18 protein-coding genes and 2 pseudogenes are annotated in these 20,014 nt (G+C 72.7%); 5 read left to right on the top strand and 15 right to left on the bottom strand.

The genetic code is table 11. The annotated features are described in order from the left end of the window. The first annotated feature begins 190 nt into the window (after positions 1–190). A complete protein-coding gene (locus tag ACZ5C2_RS35510) occupies positions 191–508 on the top strand; it encodes a VOC family protein (RefSeq protein WP_468800592.1) in 318 nt (105 codons plus the stop codon). Between the two features lie 46 nt (positions 509–554). Here ACZ5C2_RS35510 and ACZ5C2_RS35505 read toward each other — a convergent pair. Next, positions 555–632, bottom strand: a pseudogene (locus ACZ5C2_RS35505) (NPCBM/NEW2 domain-containing protein); the annotation flags it as partial. Between the two features lie 98 nt (positions 633–730). After that, positions 731–1,081, bottom strand: a complete 351-nt coding sequence (locus tag ACZ5C2_RS35500) for a hypothetical protein (RefSeq protein WP_468800589.1) — start codon at positions 1,079–1,081, stop codon at positions 731–733. A 194-nt stretch (positions 1,082–1,275) separates the two neighbouring features. Between ACZ5C2_RS35500 and ACZ5C2_RS35495 the strand changes: the two genes are divergently transcribed. Both ACZ5C2_RS35495 and ACZ5C2_RS35490 read left to right on the top strand, forming a co-directional pair. Then, positions 1,276–2,106, top strand: coding sequence for a PP2C family protein-serine/threonine phosphatase (locus tag ACZ5C2_RS35495; RefSeq protein ID WP_468800586.1), 831 nt, complete (start codon positions 1,276–1,278; stop codon positions 2,104–2,106). Positions 2,107–2,158: 52 nt separating this feature from the next. Next, positions 2,159–3,166: an MASE1 domain-containing protein gene (locus tag ACZ5C2_RS35490; protein WP_468800584.1), complete on the top strand. Its 1,008-nt coding sequence runs from the start codon at positions 2,159–2,161 to the stop codon at positions 3,164–3,166. A 180-nt stretch (positions 3,167–3,346) separates the two neighbouring features. Here ACZ5C2_RS35490 and ACZ5C2_RS35485 read toward each other — a convergent pair whose 3' ends face one another. Continuing rightward, positions 3,347–4,198, bottom strand: a complete 852-nt coding sequence (locus ACZ5C2_RS35485) for a hypothetical protein (RefSeq protein WP_468800581.1) — start codon at positions 4,196–4,198, stop codon at positions 3,347–3,349. Positions 4,199–4,381: 183 nt separating this feature from the next. Further along, positions 4,382–4,572, bottom strand: a pseudogene (locus tag ACZ5C2_RS35480) (hypothetical protein); the annotation flags it as partial. 134 nt (positions 4,573–4,706) lie between these two features. Between ACZ5C2_RS35480 and ACZ5C2_RS35475 the strand changes: the two are divergent. After that, on the top strand, positions 4,707–5,399 hold the full coding sequence (locus ACZ5C2_RS35475; protein WP_468800579.1) for a hypothetical protein: 693 nt from the start codon (positions 4,707–4,709) through the stop codon (positions 5,397–5,399). A 15-nt stretch (positions 5,400–5,414) separates the two neighbouring features. On the opposite strand, the gene ACZ5C2_RS35470 is transcribed toward ACZ5C2_RS35475, so the two are convergent. The 10 genes from ACZ5C2_RS35470 to ACZ5C2_RS35425 form a co-directional block, all read right to left on the bottom strand. Then, a complete protein-coding gene (locus ACZ5C2_RS35470) occupies positions 5,415–7,313 on the bottom strand; it encodes a DUF2264 domain-containing protein (protein WP_468800577.1) in 1,899 nt (632 codons plus the stop codon). Continuing rightward, positions 7,310–8,341, bottom strand: a complete 1,032-nt coding sequence (locus tag ACZ5C2_RS35465) for a hydroxyacid dehydrogenase (protein ID WP_468800574.1) — start codon at positions 8,339–8,341, stop codon at positions 7,310–7,312. Before ACZ5C2_RS35465 ends, ACZ5C2_RS35470 begins: the two co-directional genes overlap by 4 nt. A 589-nt stretch (positions 8,342–8,930) precedes the next feature. Beyond that, the gene (locus ACZ5C2_RS35460; protein ID WP_468800572.1) at positions 8,931–10,529 is read right to left on the bottom strand and encodes an FAD-dependent oxidoreductase; all 1,599 of its coding nucleotides are present in this window, start codon (positions 10,527–10,529) and stop codon (positions 8,931–8,933) included. 61 nt (positions 10,530–10,590) lie between these two features. Beyond that, positions 10,591–11,715, bottom strand: coding sequence for a LacI family DNA-binding transcriptional regulator (locus ACZ5C2_RS35455; protein ID WP_468800569.1), 1,125 nt, complete (start codon positions 11,713–11,715; stop codon positions 10,591–10,593). Between the two features lie 127 nt (positions 11,716–11,842). Beyond that, complete coding sequence (locus ACZ5C2_RS35450; protein WP_468800567.1) at positions 11,843–12,670, bottom strand: transferase; 828 nt, start codon at positions 12,668–12,670, stop codon at positions 11,843–11,845. After that, on the bottom strand, positions 12,667–13,932 hold the full coding sequence (locus ACZ5C2_RS35445) for a glycosyltransferase family 4 protein (protein WP_468800565.1): 1,266 nt from the start codon (positions 13,930–13,932) through the stop codon (positions 12,667–12,669). The genes ACZ5C2_RS35450 and ACZ5C2_RS35445 overlap by 4 nt, the downstream gene beginning before the upstream one ends. Before the next feature lie 64 nt (positions 13,933–13,996). Then, positions 13,997–14,410, bottom strand: coding sequence for a cupin domain-containing protein (locus ACZ5C2_RS35440; protein WP_468800563.1), 414 nt, complete (start codon positions 14,408–14,410; stop codon positions 13,997–13,999). Between the two features lie 63 nt (positions 14,411–14,473). Next, on the bottom strand, positions 14,474–15,466 hold the full coding sequence (locus ACZ5C2_RS35435) for an alpha/beta fold hydrolase (protein WP_468800560.1): 993 nt from the start codon (positions 15,464–15,466) through the stop codon (positions 14,474–14,476). Between the two features lie 135 nt (positions 15,467–15,601). Next, the gene (locus ACZ5C2_RS35430; protein WP_468800557.1) at positions 15,602–16,129 is read right to left on the bottom strand and encodes a MarR family winged helix-turn-helix transcriptional regulator; all 528 of its coding nucleotides are present in this window, start codon (positions 16,127–16,129) and stop codon (positions 15,602–15,604) included. Next, entirely contained in the window at positions 16,116–17,252 is a 1,137-nt protein-coding gene (locus ACZ5C2_RS35425) for a PP2C family protein-serine/threonine phosphatase (protein WP_468800555.1), read from the bottom strand. The genes ACZ5C2_RS35430 and ACZ5C2_RS35425 overlap by 14 nt, the downstream gene beginning before the upstream one ends. 491 nt (positions 17,253–17,743) lie before the next feature. On the opposite strand from ACZ5C2_RS35425, the gene ACZ5C2_RS35420 reads away from it, so the two are divergent. After that, positions 17,744–18,259 carry a hypothetical protein gene (locus tag ACZ5C2_RS35420; protein WP_468800553.1) on the top strand — a complete coding sequence of 172 codons (516 nt, stop codon included), beginning with the start codon at positions 17,744–17,746 and terminating at the stop codon, positions 18,257–18,259. A gap of 55 nt (positions 18,260–18,314) precedes the next feature. Here ACZ5C2_RS35420 and pgm read toward each other — a convergent pair whose 3' ends face one another. Further along, positions 18,315–19,955, bottom strand: coding sequence for a phosphoglucomutase (alpha-D-glucose-1,6-bisphosphate-dependent) (pgm, locus tag ACZ5C2_RS35415; protein WP_468800550.1), 1,641 nt, complete (start codon positions 19,953–19,955; stop codon positions 18,315–18,317). Positions 19,956–20,014: the final 59 nt, after the last annotated feature.

Below are 20,014 nucleotides of genomic sequence, written 5' to 3'. Positions count from 1 at the left end.
TACGCACGTCCCTCCGTCGCGGAGTTGGCCGGAATTGTCATGACCGGAGCAAAAGCGTTCGGGGTGAGGATCGCCACCGGCCCGTAGGCCGTCAAGGGTGCGCGCGTGACCGGTCGGTTTCCGTGCCCGGCACGGGTGGCCGCGAGCCGTAGCATCACCCATACCTCCGGACCTCTTCGCCGGCATCCCGGTGAGTGACGACGACTACGCCGGAGCCCTCACGTGGTACGAACGCCTGCTCGGCTTTCCCCCGACGTATGTGACGAGTGACTCCGAGGCCGTGTGGGAGCTCGCGGAACACCGGTCGATCGCCGTGGAGCACCGACCCGAACACGCGGGTCACGCCCTGCACACCGTGGTCGTCGACGACTTCGACGACCGGGTCGCCCGGATCACCGCGCGAGAAGTCGAACCCGTACAGCGGGAGACGTACGCGAACGGCGTCCGCAACGCGGTGTGCCGGGATCCGGACAGGAACGAGCTCGGCTTCGGCGGCGCACCCGCCTGAGCCGCACGGCCGGGAAGGGCACACGGGCCACCGTGCCCTGCGCCGTGAGCCGCGCGTCCACCCAGTCGGCGTGGTCGGAGTCGACTCCGTCGCCGCCGTCCGTGACCCGCAGGGTCAGCCGCCGTGAGAGTTGACGAGCAGCTTCTCCCGCGCGGTGTCCCTGAGGATGTCGTCGTATCAGCGGAAGCGCTCCTGCGAGTCGGAGTCCATGAAGTACCGGGGCTACCGCTCACCACCGGCCTCGTAGTGAAGGGAGATGGAGCGCAGGACGTCGGCGGACGACACGTCCGTGCGTCCCTCGTCATGGATCTCGGCGAGCTGGACGAAGGCGAAGGTGAGCGCGGAGGTGATCTGCACGATGGCGGGGCCCAGCTTCTCGGTGACGATGTCCGCCACCTCGCGCGCGCTCGCGTCGGCCGGCAGTCGCATGTGCGGCAGCATCTCCTCCAGGAGGGTGGCGACCGCCCCGCTCCTGACCACGTCGGCTTCCGGGTTCTCGCGCAGCCGTCGCCGCATTTCCAGGGCTTCGGTGAGGATGCCGACGCTCCGCTGCATGATCTCCCGCTGTTCCATGGGCACAGCCTAGACACCTCCCGTGACGTGCCGGGCGGGAACGGCCGCCGTGGGATCCCCCGGCGGAGCCCCGGTGGGCCCGCGACTGGCCCGGCCCTCACCCTGCCGACTATCATCCTTTCCATATGCGAATGCGTGTTTCGTCCCCGAGGGCCGCCACTGCGCGTCGGTGTCCTCGCCCGAGTGAGTGATCCATGTCCGGTACCGGCTCCACGGACGACGGCGACGAGCTTCTGGTCAGGCTTGAGATGCTGACGGCTCAGGCACGTGCGCAGGCGGAGGTGCAGCGCTCCCGGGTGGAACTGGCCATCGCCCTGCAACGCGGCATGCTGCCACGCGGGCTTCCGGTTGCCGAGGGAGTGCGGCTGGCGGTGCGGTACGCGCCCGCGTACCAGGGTCTCAACGTCGGCGGCGACTGGTACGACGCGTTCACCATGTCCGACGGCCGGATCGGTCTGTCCATCGGCGACGTCCAGGGGCACAACATCGAAGCTGCCGCCTTCATGGGACAGGTCCGGGTCGGGTTGCGGGCACTCGCCTCCGTCGACAGCGATCCGGGTGAGCTCCTCGCCCGGACCAACGAACTGCTGCTGTCGCTGCACTCCGACCTGTTCGCCACCTGCACGTTCATGCGGCTCGACCCGGAGACCCGGCTGCTGGAGAGCGCCCGTGCCGGGCATCTGCCGTGCGTGTGGGCCACCGCGGACGGCCGGTCCGGGGTGACCGCCGACGAGGGTGGCCCTCCGCTGGGAGTCCTGGGCGGGGTGGTCTACCCCGTCACCCGGTACCGGCTCGACACCGGCGGGGTGTTCGTGATGCTCACCGACGGAGTGGTGGAAGGACCGTCCATGCCGCTCGACGAGGGCCTCGACCAAGTGGTGCGGCTCGCGGGCGTGGCGGCGGTCGCGGGCATGAACGCGGACGCGCTCGCCGCCGCCGTGATCAGGGGCGCGGAGCGGGTGGGCCACGACGACGACGCGGCCGTCCTGGTGATCAGGCACGACAAACTGGACGCTCATCCATAGAGCCGACAGGACCCGGTGTCTCACCTCGCCGATACGGCGGCCCCGGTGTCTGATGGCTTGTGTGGTGGCTCGCAAGGATCTTCCTACACCGGCCGTCTTCGTCCTCCAGACGCTGGCAGTCGCCGCCTGCTACTACGCCGGCGGACGCCTGGGGCTGCTGCGCGAACTCACCGTCGCCGGCGCGGTGGTCTCGCCCGTCTGGCCGCCGACCGGCGTGGCCGTCGCCTGCCTGCTGGTCTTCGGGCTGCGCTGCTGGGTGGGCATCGCGCTGGGCGCCCTCTTCATCCTGATGCACCTCACCTCACTGCGACTGGCCTCGGTGGGCGTCATCGCGGGCAACACCGCCGCGCCGGTGTGCGGGTACCTCCTGCTGCGCAGGGTCGGCTTCCGCTCCGATCTCGGCCGATTACGGGACTGTCTCGCCCTGGTGTTCCTGGGTGCCTTCCCTGCCATGTTGATCAGCTCGTCCATCGGCGTCGGACTACTGGACGCCACGGGCGATCTGCCGGGGAAAAACTTCTGGGGGATGTGGCTGGCCTGGTGGGTGGGCGACGCCATGGGCGTGCTGCTCGTCACCCCGGTGCTGCTCATGCTCTTCCGCCTGCGCCTTCCGACGCACTGGGCGAGGTGGAAGGAGGCGGTGGGGCTGGTGGTGGTCGCGGGCTGTCTCGTGCCGCTGGCGACGCGCAGTCCGGCCAGCCTGCTGTTCAGCATCTACCCGCTGCTGATCTGGGCGGCTCTGCGGTTCCAGCTCCCCGGCAGCATGCTGTGCGCCCTGTTTGCCTCCGTCATGGCCACCATCTCGGCGACGGAGGGTATCGGGCCTTTCCGGCACATGACCGAAGTGCAGGCCATGATCAATCTGCACGCCTTCAACGGGGCAGTTGCCCTGACCTCCCTGCTGTTGTCCGCGGTCATCACCGAGCAGCACAACATGAGGCGTTCCGTGGAGCGGGCATGCCAGGAACTGGTGGAGGTGCTGGAGCACCTGACGGCGGGGGAATCCACGGCGGAGCTGCCCCCGCGGAACGCGGGTGGGCGGTCGCGGAACGCGGACTGACGTCGTTCGCCCCCGCCCCCGCCGTCCGTCCCGTCGTGGCCCGGGCAGGCGGGGGTGGTGCCTTGTCCGGTCCGGGTTCCCGGCATCGCGGGCCGTGTGCGGGTTTGGCCGCGCAGGAGAAGGCATGGAGGAGCCCGTGTGAAGGGAGGTGGCATCACGCCCGGACCTCCACCGCCGGCGTCACTTGTCCAGGGACGCGGCGTCTCCCATCACCACCACCGGGTGCCGGTCGGGATCGAGGGCGAGCAGGAGTTCCCTCATATGAGACTTGCCGAGGCTGACGCAGCCCTGGGTCGGCCCTTGGTGATCGACGTGCAGCCAGATGCCGCCGCCCCTGTCGGCACCGCGCGGACGGGTCAGGTCCAGCGGGGTGGTGCCCGGTTCGCGGTTGTAGTCGATGGCGACGACGTAGTCGAAGGACCCCTCCAGCGACTCGCCCTCGAAGCCCGTGCCGCCGACGCTGAATCCGTCCGACCGGTCGTAGGGCATGTCGGTGCCGGGATCGGGCAGCAGTCCTCCGGCATCGGTCAGGGTGAACACGCCGATCGGTGACCGGAGGTCGCCCGCCCAGTGGTCGTCGGTCCAGCCTTTGAGGGCGTTGCGTGCGGGCCACGTCGGTCCCGCCTCCCAGCCGGTCCCGGTGTGTTCGTACAGCACGGCCTCCGAGCGGTTGGCGTCCTTGCCCCGGCCGGTGACCACGAGGACCTGGCGGGCGTTCCCGGGGATCCAGGCCAGCGTCCGGGGGCCGAGGCCGGGCACCTCGGCGGGCGGTCGGGTCTCCGCACCGGCCCCGGCCCGGCCCTGGGCGGTGTTCGCGGTGCCCGGGGGCCCGCCCGCCGGCACGGTGGCCGCCGGAGCGTCCGTCGTCGTACCGGCACGCGCCCCGCATCCGGTCGGAGCCGCCAGCAGGAGGAGGACGACGGCCGTCAACAAGACACGGCCGCGCGCTCGGACGGGGACTGCGGCCCGGCGTCCGCCCCGGAACGGCGCTCGGTGACGCGGACGGTGCGGGCAGTCGATCGATGAAGCCATGCCCTCAGCCTGACTTCGGCTTGCCGGATTCGCCTCAGCTCCCCGCGCGAGTCCGGGGAAGTCCCCCATCTGCGCTGCCCCGGTGCGGGATCACCTGGCGCCGGACAACACCCGTACGGGTGACGGCCCCGCACCCCGGGTGGAGTACGGACCCGTCGGACGGAGTACCGCGCGGGTGCGGCGCTACCGGTTGATCACGAACTGCGAGCCCGGTTCGATCACCACGTCCCCTTCGGCCGAACCGGTGATGGTGACGTCCGTCAGTGTGGCGCTGCCGCGGGCGCCGCCCATGGCGGGGATGCCGGAACGTTGTTGGACCTGTCGATGGTGACTCCGCTGATCCGGACGTCCGGTGTCGTGCCGCCGCCCGTCTTGTTCCCCGGGCCCGGGCCGTCCCGCATGCCACCCGGGAACGTCAACCGGGACCCCTCAGCAGAAACGGTCAACCGCGCCCGCCCGTACCATGGCTGGCCATCAGGAGAACCAACGGGAAGAAAGGGGCACTCTCGTGTCCGAGAACTCGACCGCCGCCACCGACCTCACGTCGCAGTACACCGCTCAGGTCGCCTCCGACCTGGAGCGCAACGTCAAGGAGCAGGAACGGGTCACCGCGGAGATCGCCTCGCTGCAGGAGCAGCTGACGGTGCTTCAGCACGACCACACGATTCTGGTGAACATGCAGCAGGCACTGGGACTCGTCGCGGCGCCCGCCGAGCCCGCGGGCGCGCCCGGAACCAAGGAGACTGCCGGGGCCGAGGGGGCGCCGGGCGGCGCAACCGTCCCCGCTCCGCGCAGGAGGACCGGCGCCGAGCCGGGGGCACGGAAGCCGAAGCGTGCGAAGAAGGCGGCCGCGCGCACCACGCCCGGCAAGGCCCCCCGCAAGCCGTCCTCGGCGAAGGCGGAGCGGCCGGAGTCGCGGGGGGCCAAGGCACAGGGGGCCGGGACGGGCGGGCCCAAGCTGGTCGAACTCGTCCGGCTGCATCTGAGCGAGCAGAGTGAGCCGCGTTCGGCGGCGGAGGTGGCCGGTGCGCTCGGGCAGGCACATCCCGGGCGCACCATCAGGACCACGGTGGTGCGCAGCACCCTGGAGGGCCTCGTCGCCCGCAACCAGGCCCAGCGCACCAAGCAGGGCTCGTCGGTCTTCTACACCACGCCCGACACCACCGGACAGGCCCCGAAGGATGACGAGGAGCGGTCCTGACGTCGCCTCACCCGCTCACCGCTCCGTGTGACGCACCTCCACCGGCCCGAACGCGATCCGGGTGCGGGCCGTCCCGCCGGCCCAGACGACCTCGATCACCCCGTCGTCCACCAGCACGTCTTCGACGGCTGCCGACAGGGGGACGGGGCCGGGGTCCTCGGTGAGCGACGCCAGGGCGACATGCACGGAAGTGCCTTCGCAGCGGCCGGTGAGACGCGGGACCCCGGCCCATGGGGTCCAGGCCGTTCCCTGAGGGGCGGGGACAAGGTCCGGCAACGGGCCGTCCCAGCCGTGCAGTCCGTACAGGGCGGAGGTCAGGGACTCCTCGGGGCCGGTCGCCCAGCCGGTGAGGGTGAGCCGGGAACCCGTCGGCGCCCCCACCACCCGGTGCGCCCGCAGTTCGTAACGGCCGCGTGCCACGGCGATGCTCTCCACGCGCAGGCCCGGCACCATCGGTGGGCCCCCGGTGAAGACGGGCCGGTGCCAGGAGGCCGCCCAGCCCCAGCCGTCACCGTGCCCGGCGCCCAGGGGGTGGATGCGGCGGCGCACACTGTTCCGCCCGCCGGTCCGGACGGAGAGATGATTGTCGGCGGGGTTCCCGGGTGCCGTGGGTCCGGTGCGGGTGGAGTAGGCCTGGCGTCCGTAGTGCGGGTCGTCCTCGGCCGCCGACTCCCCCTCGTGCGGCCGCACATGGTCGCTGCCGTGGTTGTGGAGCCGTACGATCCCGTCGGCCCGGGTCGCCTGGAGAAGCAGTCCGGGCGCGGGCAGCGCCAGCACCCGGTCGGACTCCTCCACGGGCGCGGCCTCCTCTCGCGCCGTCCAGAAGGCGGAGCCGACGGGGGCCAGCAGGGCGACGAACGCCTTCGACGCCCAGTACGGCGACGCCGGACCCGAGTAGCTCTGCAGACCGGCCTCGTGCGGGCCGTACCAGCCGAGGCCCAGCAGGCCGTCGGCCGTCAGCGCTCCCCGATCCAGGAAGTGGCGCAGGCTGCCACTGGCGATGCGGCGTGAGGCGCCCGGTGTCAGCGGCGTGTGACCGGTCACCGCGCCCAGCGAGACGGCTGCCGAGGCGGCGAAGCGGTAGGTCAGCGAGCGGCCGAAGTGCAAGGGCGCCCCATCCGCGCCGAACATCAGGGCAAAGCTCTCCAGGTGGGTGCGCAGGCGGGCACCGTAGTGCGCCAGCGCCGGGCCGTCGCCCGCGAGATGGGCGTCGAGGACCGGATACAGGTGCAGGGCCCAGCCGTTGTAGTGGTCGTAGGCGCGCCCGTCCCCGTCGGCGTACCAGCCGTCGCCCCGGTACCAGCTCTCCAGTAGCCGCAGCCCGCGCTCCCGTGCGGCCGCCGTCTCGGCGTCACCGCGGCCGACGGACTCCAGGAACCCGGCGACCGTGTACGGGAAGAGGTACCAGTTGTTGGGCGCCGGGGTGTGGCGCAGCGCGCCCCGCAGCCACTCCTCCGCGCGGTCCCGCACTCCGGGTCCGAGCCGCTTCCACAGCCAGGGCGCGGTCAGCCGTAGACCGAGCGCGATCGACGCCGACTCGACCATCGGCTGGCCCTGGACGTCGAAGTCCAGGATCAGTGGCCAGGATTCGGTGTCGTCGCGGCCCGGGGTGCGGGTGCCTGCGGCGAGACCGCTCGCGTACCGCTCCAGCATTCCGAGGGGGTCCTGCCCGTTCGCGCCCGCGATTCGGAACGCGGCGGCGAGAAAGGTCCTTGCGTAGCCTTCGAGCCCGTCGGAACGCACGCCTGAACGGGAAGGGCGCCCCGGCAGGTCCAGCAGGGCGCAGCCGGGGGTGCTCCAGCGCCAGGCCGCGGTGAGGAGTCCGTCCGCCACGGCTTCCCAGTGGGCGCGGGTGTATCCGGTGCGAGGGCTCACTGTGCCGTCGGCGACGGGCAGTTCGAACGGGATGCTCATGCCAGGAAGGCCAGCCTTTCGCGTCGTACGGGGTGGAGGAAGCCCTCACCGGAGGCCCAGCGCGCGATCTCGGAGAGGGCCAGATCGGCCAGGCGGCGCCACTCGTTGCCCTGGGAGCCGGCGAGATGGGGGGTGATGAGCACTCCGTCGCACTCCCACAAGGGGTGTTCCGGCGGCAGGACCTCGGGGTCGGTCACATCGAGCACGGCACGGATCCGGCCGGCCAGTGCGGCCTCCGTGAGCGCGTCCTGGTCGACGACCGCGCCCCGTGCCGTGTTGATCAGTACGGCGTCGGGACGCATCGACTCGATCAGCTCGCGGCCGACCAGTTGCCGGGTCTCGGGCAGCAGCGGGGTGTGCACGCTCACGGTGTCACTGCGCCGGAACAGCTCGGCCAGACCGACGCGCTCCACGCCGAGTTCCCCGGCCTCGTGGTCGTCGACGTACGGGTCGTGCAGCAGCACCCCGATGTCGTGCGGGCGCAGCAGGTCGATGACCCGGCGGCCGATGAGGGACGCCGACAGGATGCCGACGGTGCGGTGGTGGTTGCCGACCGTGCGGGGGGTGCGCAACCAGTCCCGCTCGGTGCGCGCGACGCGGTGGTCGCGCGCGGTCTCCAGCACCCGCTTGCCGGTGAGCAGGATCATGGCGAGGGTGTACTCCGCGACCGGAACGGCGTTGGCCGCCGCGGCGGAGGACACCTCGATGCCGCGTTTCCAGCAGGCGTCGGTGGCATGTCCGCGTACGCTGCCCGCGGTGTGCACGACGGCCCGCAGCCGGGGAGCCGCCCTCAGCACGTCCGAGTCCAGGGGCGGGCAGCCCCAGCCGGTGACCAGCAGGTCGACGTCGGCGAGCACGGCACGCGCCCGGGACGTGGTCAGGTCGTCCAGCACCGGGAGCGGTGCGAGATCGCACAGTGCGGCGAGGGCCTCGAGGGAGTCGGTGCCGAGCACCGCCGATGCGGCGTCCGGGGACATGGCCAGTGCGGCACGGGGGCGGGAGCGGGGGCCGGGCGTGGACTCGGTCATGTGGTGGGGGAACTCCTTGCGCGGGCGGGGTGCCTCCCGCGACTCCCGCACCCCCCGGGATGCGGCCGACTCGGGGCCCGGGTGAGGGGACGCGGGCGTTTCGGACGCGGCCGACGCCGCTGCTTCCGACGCGGCTGCTTCGGACACCGAAATCGTCAGCGCCCAAGTGGTAGACGGTCAATGGACCATTCAGAGGAAAACGAAACGCTCACACGCTCACTCCGGTCACCCCGCCCTCTTCTCGCCGGTCCACGCCCGGGCCGATCCGCACAGGCTCAGCGAGGGCAGCAGTGCGCCCTTCGGCGGCACGTGGGGCCCTGCCGGGGCGGTGCGCGGACGGCGAGCGACGCCGTCGGCGGCCCCGGTCCTGGCATGTGCGGCCGGTCGCGGAGGCGGACGGGGATCCCGGGGGTGAGCCGCGTGCCACGGCGACGGAACCCGCCGGGCGGTCCCCGACCTCGCAGATCATGTACGGGAGGCCCTGGTCCGTGCCGAAGGACGGTGGCCGCCGCGCGACCGTTGTCCGGGGGCCGAGGAGCGGGAGTCGCTCCACCCGCCCCGCCCGGCTCCCCCGCGGCGGCGGAGTGGTTCAGTAGCCGCGCACGTCGGGCCAGTGACGCTGTACGCCGGCCCGGTCGAGCAGCGTGGCGAACTCCTCGAACCGCTTGTCCTCCGCCTGTACTTCGTGCGGCTGGACGTTCTCGGTGAGGCAGTGCGCGGCGAGCGCGCCGGCGGCCTCACCGATGTTCCACTCCACCGGGTGCAGCCGGTAACAGCCGTTGGTGATGTGGGTGGTGCCGATGTTCTTGCCGGCCGGCAGCAGATTGCGCGTCCGGCGGGGCAGCAGCGCGCCGAGCGGGATCTCGAAGGGGACCGAGCCGATGTCGACATAGGTGTCGCCGCCGGTGGAGGGGTGCAGGTCGATGCGGTAGGCACCCACTCCGACGGAGTCCCGGTGGCGGGTGCCGCCGTAGGGTCCGGTCAGGTCGATGGCCACGTCGTGCTCGGTGACGGTGGTGACCGCCTTGATGCGCCGGGACTCACGGACGTAGGCCGCCTTGGCGAGCCCGTCGGCGGTGCCGGTCACGTCGGGGCGCGGCCGCAGGCCGGGGAAGCCGGTGCCGCCGTCGGTGCGCGGCGCCTCGGTCTGCAGCCAGTACAGCACCGAGAGGGACAACTGCCGGGCTTCGCGCAGGGCTTCGCTCTCCTGGCCGATGCGGGGCTTCAGCCAGTAGTCGTTGAGGGGCCAGTTGACGAGGGTGATGTCGGAGTCGAAGGCGCCGTCGGTGTGCAGTCCCCGGGCGAGGATGCGGCGGAAGCCCCACAGTTCCTTGTCGCCGGCGTCGGCGCTCTGGTCGGCGCTGACGGCGAGCGGGTCGAGGTCGGGATTGGGGACGAAGGTGCGCGGCACCGGCTCGAGGGTGCGCGGGTCGGGGGCCGTGAAGCCGAGGAGCGGACCGGGCCAGAAGTCAGGGCGGTAGGCGCGCCAGAAGTCGTAGTCGCCGGGACGGTCGATGGTGTGGTCCTCGCCCTCGTGGTGGGAGAGCGCGAAGCAGACGGTGATGCCCTGCTGGTTGTCCGGCTGGGCGTGGTCGGGGGCGTGGGGCTCGTCGAACTCGGACCGGGCTTCGGCTCCGTTCGCGTGCTCGACACCGGCGAGGTGCAGCAGTTCGCCGGTCTCGGTGGCGTCCAGGACGTAGCGGCCGGTGAGGGCGCGGCGAGTGCCGTCGCGCAGGTTTTCCACCGTCACCGCGCGGACGACATCGTTGTCGGTCTCGGCTGCCACCGGCCGGTGTTCGGTGAGGACGGTGAGGCGCCCCGCCGCCCGGTGCGGGGCGAGCATGGCCTCGAGTACCGCCAGGGCGACCCGCGGTTCGTGGCAGAGCTTGCTCACCCGGCCCGCGCCCGGGTTCAGTTCGGTCAGCGCCAGCGCCTCGGTGCGCAGCGGATACCACTGGCGGTAGTGGCGCCGGATGCCCTCACGCAGGTGTCGGTAGCTCGCGGTGGTGCCGAACTGTTCGACCCACGGATGCTCGTCGGGCGGTACGGCCTGGCTGGTGAGCTGGCCGCCGATCCAGTCCGTCTCCTCCGTCAGGACGACGGTGCGTCCGGCCCGGCAGGCGGCGAGCGCGGCGGCGACACCGCCGAGACCGCCGCCCACGATGAGGATGTCGGGTTCCGGTATCACGCTTCTCCTTGCTGCGCGTCGGTGCGTTCCGGCCCGCCGGCGCAGGGGCCGGCCGGGCAGTTCAGGTGTCGGTCCGCCGTGCGGGCGGCGGGCCCGCCGTGCGGCCCGGCCGGAAGACGCAGCTGACGAGCTTCGCCTCGGCGGGTTCGCCCGAGATGAGGGCGGTCAGCAGCCGGACCGCCTCGGCGCCCAGTTCGGGGCGCGGGATGTCGAAGCCCAGGGGGAGCGGCTCCCCCGCCAGGTCCGCGGGCGGACTGCCGAGCAGGGCGAGCGACACCTCGTCGGGGCAGCTCACCCCGGACGTGTCCACGGCGGCGCGCAGGGCGCGCCAGGCGGCACCGGTGTCGGTCTCCTCGGCGACGAAGGCGGTGACGCCCTCGCCGGTCCAGGCCCGTACCCGCTCGGCGGTGATGTCCCGGCCCGGGTCGGCGGACCGGCACACCAGGCCGGACCCGTCGGGCAGTCCCGCCACCCGCAGCCCTTCGTGGAAGCCGCGCTCGCGGTCGGCGGAGGCGGGGGCGTCGTCGTCCTCACGGACCAGCAGCACCCGCCGGTGGCCGAGCCGCGCCAACGCGGCGACGACATCCCGGCCGGCGCTGACGTAGTCGGCACCCACCCAGGCCAGGCCATCGGGTTCCTCCCGGCGGCCCAGGTGGACGACGGGAAAGCCGTCCCCGACCAGGCGGCGCAGTTCCTCCGTGGGGGCGTTGCGGCCCAGGAAGAGACAGCCGTCGGCCAGCCGCACACGGTTCAGTGCGGCGGAGTCTCCGGCGCCCGCTCCTCGGTTACTCGATCCGGTGAACAGCACCAGGTCGCAGCCCTGCGCGGCGGCTTCCCGCTCGACGCCCACCAGAAAGGGGTAGTACGAGTGCCGGACGTCCGTCGGGAAGGTCGCGGTGAAGCTGAACACGCCGAGGAGGTTGTTGCGGACCGCCGCCAGCCGGCTGGCCGCCGGGTCGGGCACGTAGCCGAGGCTCCGCGCCGCGTCCAGCACCTTGCGGCGGGTCTCCTGCGAGATGGCCCGTCCCGTGGCGTCGTCCCGGCCGGACAGGACGAGGGACACCGTCGCCTGGGAGACCCCGGCGAGTTGCGCCACCTCGGCCTGCCTGGGCCGTGACCGGCGTCCCGGCGGGGCCGGGGCCCTCCCCGGTCTGGCACGCCCCGCGGCCGTGTCCTTGGCCACCACGGCTCCCCCTCCATCCGTTAATGCGCATTAGGTAATGCGCATTAACGAGTAATGTGAGGGAACGGGCGCCACGGGTCAAGACGTCTGGCCGAACGGATGCCGCGTCAGTTCGACGGGCTGACGCCGTTCAGTCCAGGGCGGACACCTCGACAGCCAGGTCGTTGTCGACGGTGTAGTAGGGGCGTACGGCGGACCTGCCCACCGTGACCTGCGGATACACGAACACCGCCTTGCGGTCCGCCAGGTCGTCGAGAAGACGGCCGACCTTGATCAGCGGTGCGCCCGCGGCGGGGCGGAGGAAGACGCCCCAGACCCGGGCGCCGCCGTCCTCGGCCACGAGTTCGCCGTAGGGGACGGTGAAGGAGAGGCCGCCGCCCTCGGCCGGCTGCACCGGGAAGCCGCGCAGTGTGTCCTTGTCGCCCCGCAACCGCAGCAGCGCCTCGGCCCCTTCGGCGAGTCCGGCGCCGTGCAGGCGGGCGTGCACGGTCATCGTCCCGTCCGCGATGTCGATACGGCACGCCTCCGGGTGGGCCGTGCGCAGCCAGGCCCGTACCGCGAGGGACCCGTCCGCGGTGGTGTACGGCACCATGACGGTCACCGGCGACGGCCGGTCGCGCAGGCCGCCGCCGACCAGCGCCCGGACGTCCCGCAGACCGGAACGCAGCCGCCGGCGTTCCACGTCGGGGCCGTGCAGCACGAACGCGTCCCAGCGGCCCTCCTCGAGCGGGGGCACCGGTTCCAGCACGGCGCTGAACTCGCCGTCGCGGCCCGTGGGTTCGAGGTCGAGCGCCCGGTCCGGCTGCTCGGGGCGGCCCTTCCTGGGGCGCGGCACCAGCAGCAGCCGGGGGTGTGTGGCCGACGGCAGTCTCAGCCGGAAGGTGATCCTGCCGTCGGCGTCGGCGGAGCAGTCGGCGGAGCAGTCGGTGCTCGGTTCCGTGGCGCGTCCGTCGCTCATCGGCTTCCCTTCCGTACGGTGCGCAGCACGCCGGAGGCGGCGGCGCGGGCGAGGTCACGGGCGGCATGGCCCCCGGTGCGCAGGGTGTGGGGCAGCCCGCCGGGCGCAGCGGCGCCGGGTCCGGCGCCGCGCCTGGCCTCGATCGCCCCCTGGAAGAGCCGTTCGGCCTGCGCGACCACCGGGCCGGGGCCGAACCGGTGTGCGCTTTTCACGGCCGCCCCGCCCATGCGGCGGCGCCGCTCGTCGTCGCGGACCAGGTCGAGAAGGGCGGCGCCGAAGGCCGCGCCGTCCCCGGCCGGCACCAGACGGCCGTCCTCACCGTCCCTGATGATCTCTCCCGGCCCGTAGGGGCAGTCGGTGCTCACCACCGGCAGCCCGCACCGCATCGCCTCGACGATGGTCATGCCGAACGGCTCGTAGTCGGAGGCGGAGGCGCCGATGGACCCTTTGACCCACTCGGCCTCCATGGGGGTCGCTGCGCCCATGAGGAAGACGTTGTTCCACAGTCCGAGCGCCTCGATCCGGCTACGCAGCCGGTCCTTCTCCTCGCCCCTGCCGTAGATGCGCAGCTGCCAGTCGGGATGCTCGGCGACGACGCGGGCGAACGCGTCGATCATCAGGTCGTACCGCTTGACCGGGACCAGCCGGCCGGCCGCGACCACGATCCTGCCGGTACCGTCGGCGGCGGACAGCGTGGGGTCGGGGACGCTGTTCGGGAGTGCTTCCACCCGGACGCCGGGCAACCGCATCTTGCGCCGGTAGGACGCCGCGTCCGCCTCCGTGACGGTGGTGAGCACGTCGAGCCGGCGGTAGGCGCCGCGCATCGCGGTGCGCAGCCCGGCATGATGGTTGTCGAGGGTGAGGTGTTCCTGGCCGACGCGTATGACGCGGTCCGGGGCCTGGAGGGCGAGGTGCACATTGAGCCCCGGCCGGGTCCCGATGACGATGTCGGCGTCGACGGCCTCCAGGTACGCGCCGATCCGCCGGTCCGTCAGTTCGCTGTACTGGCCATACCGGTACTCGGCCGCGGGGAACACTCTGGCCGGCCTGGCGTGCAAGGGGTGGTCCTGCTCGTGCCGCAGATCCACCAGCGCCCGCAGCCGCACCCGCGGATGCGGAGTGAGGCTGGGGCGCTCCCGGTTCCGTAACACCGAGACGACCTCCACGTCGTGCCGCTCGGCCAGCGCGCCGGCCAGGTTGTACGTGGTGGCGACCGTCCCTCCGATCGCATAGGCGTTGTGGAGCAGGAAAGAGATCTTCATGGCGGACTAGACCGCACGAAGCGTGCAGAAGTTGTCCGCTGTTATCACTCTGTGGCCGCGATGGTCACATGTTGTCAACTGCCGGGTTCCGGCTTCGGATCCGCATGCCGGGGCGACGGCGGTGCACGGTGAGGTAGGTCAGGCCCTCGGGGCCGGCGGCGAGGCTTCGGGTGGAGCCGTGCGGGAGCCAGGTCAGGGTGCCGGTGGGCAGGGACCGCGGGCCGTCGGGGGCCGTGAGGGTGCCGTTGCCCGCGAGGACGAGCAGGAGGACGTCGAGTTCGGGCTCGCGGTGGGTGTCGACCCGGTGCCCCGGTGGAAGACGCACGACGTTGGCGTCGAGTTGCCGGCCTGACTCCGCGAGCCGCCACAGGGCGCCGGCGGACGTGTCGTCGACGGCGGCGGCCAGCGCGGCCGTGTCGCACAGGATCCGCGGGAGGGGTGCCCCGGCGCCCGGTGTGCCACTGCCTTCTGACGTCATGAGGTGTCACCGTCCCCCGTGCGTGAACGCGCGGCTGTCCGCGGTCGCTCTCCGAAGGGGAACCTAACATGCGGTTTTGGGCAGCCCGGTGAGCCAGTCCGTCAGGATGCGGTTGGTCTCGTCGGGGCGTTCCTGCTGGAGCCAGTGGCCGCAGCCTTCGAGGATGTGGGAGGACACCAGGCCGGGGAGCGTGACGGGGAAGGCGCTGATCGCGTCGGCCATCCAGGTGGTGGAGGCGTCGAGTCCGCCGCCGATGAACAGGGACGGCTGGGTGACGGGGGCGCCGTCGTGGTCGGCGAGCTCCTCCCAGTCGCGGTCCATGGCGCGGTAGCGGGCCAGCGCTCCGCTCATCCCGGTCCGCTCGAACTCTCCCGCGAACACGTCCAGGTCCGCCTCGCTCAGCCAGGCCGGGAGCGGCCCGGCGGGAAACCGGTCGCGGAGTGTTCCGCCCGGGCTGACGAAGTGGGGCAGGGGTGCGCCGGGTGCGGGCAGGGTGTCCGCGGACAGCGCCGCGTAGAACCCGGCGAGCCAGCCGCGTACGTCGGGCTCGATCTCGGCCTCGGCCCGGCCAGGTTCCTGGAAGTACGAGACGTAGAACTCCTCGTCGCCGCCCATGGAGGCGAAGACCGTGCTCGGCCTCGGGCCGCCGCGCGGGGTGTACGGGACGCTGAGCATGGCCACCGCGCGGAAGACCTCCGGCCGGATGAGTGCGGCGTTCGCGGCGATGGCCGCCCCCCAGTCGTGGCCCACGACGACGGCGGTGCGCTCACCCAGGGCGGACACCACCGCGGCGGTGTCCGCCACGAGTTCGCGCATGCGGTAGGCGTCCGTGGCGGCCGGCCGGGAGGAACGGCCGTAACCGCGCACGTCGACGGCCGCCGCGCGGTAGCCGGCCGCGGCCAGCACGGGGAGCTGGTGGCGCCAGGAGTACCAGGACTCCGGAAAGCCGTGGACGAGCAGAACGAGAGGACCGCTGCCCTGTTCCACGACGTGGGTACGGCCGGCGGGCGAGGGGACGAGGCGGTGCGTGAGACCGTTCGCCGAGTGCGGTGACATGGGTGCTCCAGACGTTGTCCGGGATCTCCGGCCCTTCGGTCCGCGTCGCCGGAGATCGTCCGTCGAGCATGGAGGGAGCGGCACGGACGGGACCAGCGTTGTTGCCGGTCCGGCAAAAGCAGGCGCCCGACCAGCTCACCCGCCGTGCGTGCCGGCCCCGTCCGTGGCCCAGCCGAGCGGGAACGGCTCCGGTTCGCCGGCCGGCGGTTCTCCGCCTGCCTCGTTGAAGGCGGTGAGCGCCCCGACCAGGGCCGCCCGCTGCCGCGGGGCCAGCCGTTCGACGATCGCGCCGATCTCGGCCCGGCGGCGGGCGGTGACGTCCTCGACCGTCCGCCGCCCCTCGTCGGTGAGCCGCAGCAGTGTCTCCCTGCGGTTGGCGGGATTGGTCTGCCGGTCGGCGAGCCCGGCCGCTATCAGCCGGTCGACCATGCGCATCGCGGTGGACGGGGCGACGTGCAGGAGATCGGCGAGGGCGACCAGTTTGGTCGCGCCCCGCGTGGAGAGCACCACCAGCATCCGGAACTGCGGCAGCGTCACCCGGTCCTCGACCGCGGCGAGCGACCGCGCGGAGACCGCCACCAGCAGCCGCGAGGCGGTCAGCACCGCGCGGGTGACGGCCTCGACGTCGTCCATGGCCCCGTCGGGCGTCTCATGCTCCCCCATCCTTCCTTTGTACCTCCCCGGACGGACCGCTCATTCGTCCGAGGGGCGCGGGCCCCTCCTCCCGGTGTCGGTGGTAGCGGAGCAGGAGCATCGCCGCGTCGTCGCCGGGCGGTCCGCCGGCATGCTGTACCAGATCCTCGCGCAGGGCCTCCAGGGCGCGGTGCGCGTCGGGTTCCTTGAGCAGGTGCGTGCGCTCGCCCAGCGGATAGAAGCGCCCGTCCCGGTCACGAGCCTCGGTCACGCCGTCGGTGTAGAGCAGCAGCTGCTCGCCCGGGGCGAACGCCACCCGGTAGGGCTCCGGCCCGTCGGCCCCGAGCGCGGACAGGCCCAGCGGCAGAGCGAACTCCGGCGGTTCGGGGAAGTCGATGCTGCCGTCGCGGCGCAGGAGCATCGGGGTCGGATGGCCGTAGTTGAGGAGGACGACCTCCTCGCCGGCGCCGATCTCCGCGAGGACCGCGGTGACGAACCGCTCGCCCTCCAGCTCACGGCCCACGCTGCGTTCCACCCGCTCGCCCACCCCGAGCAGGTCGGGCTCGTCGTAGGCGGCCTCCCGGAAGGCGCCGAGCACCACGGCCGCCGTCTCCACCGCGGCCAGGCCCTTGCCCTGCACATCGCCGAGGATGACGCGGACTCCGTGCGGCGAGGCCACCACCTCGTAGAGGTCCCCGCCGATGCGTGCCTCCGCGACGGCGGAGGTGTAGGACACGGCCGCCTGCACGGGACCGGCGGTCAGCGGCACCGGCCGCAGCAGCACCCGCTGGGCGACCTCGGCGATCGACCGCACACTGGCCAGTTCCGCCTCCCGGCGCGAACGCGTCACCGCGGCCGCGATACCGACGCCGGTGACGCCGGCGACCGACGCCATGGCGGTGTAGCCGCGGCGCTCCGCGAACAGCCCGTTGTACACGCCCAGGCCGACGCAGAGCAGCAGGGCGAGTGCGCCGATCACCGCGGTACGGCGCCAGCCGCCCACCAGTCCGGCGAAGGCGGGCCCGAGCGACACCAGTGGCAGCAGTCCGATGCCCGGGCCCGCCACGACGTCGACGACGGCGATCACCGCCATCACCGCGAGCGGTGTCCAGGACAGCGCCCACGGGTCCGGTGACGGTTTCTCGTCGGTCATGACCTGCTCCAGCGGTGTCGAGAGCACTCGGGAGCCGCCCGTTTCCACCGCAGACGCCCCTCCCCCACCTTTAGACTATGCAAAGGTCATCAGGGCGTCGTGGCCTCCGCTGCGGACCTTTATCCAATCGAGTCCCGTCGGGGCCGACGGCACGGTCAGCCACCGCGCGGGCAAGCGCGACGCCCCGGACGGGATGCCCGGGGCGCCGGTCCGCGGCAGCCGCTTCCCCGTGTGCCGCGGCGTCTTGCCACCTCATCAGAGTGGCATGTGCGCCCCCTGGGGCGGGGGGACTTGAGGGTGGCGTCAACCGCGCGTAAGGACTTCCGGGCCGGTTTCGGCCGGATCGGCACGATCGGCCGGATCGGGGGGGGTGACGAGTGGCCCAACCCCCTGTCCTTCCGTTTTTGCGCTGTGCGATGATCCTGGCGGGACCCCGGTGCGTCGGCCGAGAGGCCGTCGCGGGCTCCCGCACACGAGAGGAATGAACGCACGTGACCGCGCAGAGCCCGGACGCCGGCGGACCGCCGGACGAGCACGACGGTACGCCGTCCGTGCCCGAGGACGTCTGGCAGCGGTTCCTCACCGACACCGAGCACGCCATCCGGGCCACCGCCCCCAAGGAGCCCTCCGCACACCAGCGGACGGCGCGGCCGCAGCCCCGCCCGCGCGCCGGAGCGCCGGGAGCGGACGCCGGTGCCGCCTCGTCGGTCGGTGATCTGTGGCGTCCTGACGACCCGTGGGAGGGCCCGTCCTGGCGGGACCTGGACCGCCGCGCCAGACTGCGCCGTGTCGGACGCGTGGTGGGCACGGCCGCCGCGATCGCCCTGGCGCTGGGCGCGTGGTCCCAGCTGTCCACCGGAGCGGGCACGCCGGTCGAGGGACCGGGCGGCGACAGCGTGCTGCAGCAGTCGGAGGTGGCGCCGGCGGACCTGCCCACGGCGGCGACGTCCGAATCGCCCGGGTTCACGTCCCCGTCCCCCTCCAGCCCCGCCGTCCAGGCCGGTTGAGGCGCCCCGGGCCCCCGCTGACGGGTGACCGGGACGCGGCCGTACGAGGCCCGGATCAGCCGCTCAGTGCGGCGAGGACCACGGCCTTGGCCTCCTCCTGTACCCGGCTGAGATGGCCGGGTCCCTGGAACGACTCCGCGTAGATCTTGTACACGTCCTCGGTGCCGGAAGGACGGGCGGCGAACCAGGCACTGTCCGTGGTCACCTTGATGCCCCCGATGGACGCGCCGTTGCCCGGGGCCTCGGTGAGCACCGCGGTGACCGGCTCCCCGGCGAGGGCGCCGGCGGTGACCTGGGCCGGGGAGAGCCTCGCCAGCCGGGCCTTCTCCTCGCGGGTGGCCGGGGCGTCGATCCGCTCGTAGGCGGGCTCGCCGAAACGGGCGGTGAGCGCGGCATAGTGCGCGGAGGGCGTCTTCCCGGTGACCGCCGTGATCTCGGAGGCGAGCAGCGCCAGGATGATGCCGTCCTTGTCGGTGGTCCACACCGAGCCGTCCCGGCGCAGGAACGAGGCCCCGGCCGACTCCTCGCCGCCGAAACCGAGGGTGCCGCCGGCCAGCCCGTCCACGAACCACTTGAACCCGACGGGCACCTCGACCAGTTCGCGCTTCAGATCGGCGGCGACCCGGTCGATCATCGCGGAGGACACCAGCGTCTTGCCGACCCCGGCCGTCGACGGCCACTGCTCACGGTGCGCGTAGAGGTAGCCGATCGCCGTGGCGAGGTAGTGGTTGGGGTTCATCAGCCCGGCATCCGGGGTGACGATGCCGTGCCGGTCGGCGTCCGCGTCGTTGCCGGTGGCGATGTCGAAGCGGTCGCGCCGGCCGATGAGGGACGCCATGGCGTGCGGCGACGAGCAGTCCATGCGGATCCTGCCGTCCCAGTCCAGGGTCATGAACCGCCAGGTGGGGTCGGTGAGCGGGTTGACCACCGTGAGGTCGAGGCCGTGCTGGTCGGCGATCCGTCCCCAGTAGGCGACGGACGCCCCGCCCAGCGGATCGGCGCCGATGCGTACGCCGGCCGCGCGGATCGCGTCCAGGTCCAGCACGTTCGGCAGATCCGCGACATAGGTGCCGAGGAAGTCGTACCGGCCGGTTCCGGGTGCCGTCAGGGCACGGGCGTACGGGATGCGGCGGACGTCCTTGAGACCGTCGCGGATGATCTCGTTGGCCCGGTCCTGGATCCAGCCGGTGGCGTCCGAACCGGCCGGGCCGCCGCTGGGCGGGTTGTACTTGAACCCGCCGTCGGCGGGCGGGTTGTGGGACGGGGTGACGACGACGCCGTCCGCGAGGCCCGTGGTGCGGCCCCGGTTGTGGGCGAGGATGGCGTGCGAGACCGCCGGGGTCGGGGTGTAGCCGTCGGCGCTGTCGAGGAGCACCGTGACCCCGCCCGCGGCGAACACCTCCAGGGCGGTGACGCGCGCGGGCTCGGAGAGCGCGTGGGTGTCGGCGCCGAGGAAGAGCGGTCCGTCGGTGCCCTGTCCGGAACGGTACTCGACGATGGCCTGGCTAGTCGCGGCGATGTGGTCCTCGTTGCACGCGGCCGTCAGTGACGAACCGCGGTGTCCCGACGTCCCGAACGCGACGCGCTGTCCCGGATCCTCGAGATCGGGGTGCAGTGCGTAGTACGCCGTGACCAGCCGAGCGACGTCGACGAGATCCTCGGGGCCGGCCGGGCCGCCCGCTCGCTCGTGCTGCATGTGCCCACTCCTCCGCATGGGTTGATTCTCCGCTTGCGGAGACATCTTTCCGCTTCGGG

Source organism: Streptomyces sp. NPDC031365, from assembly GCF_055569765.1.
This window is presented reverse-complemented; position numbering and strand designations above follow the sequence as displayed.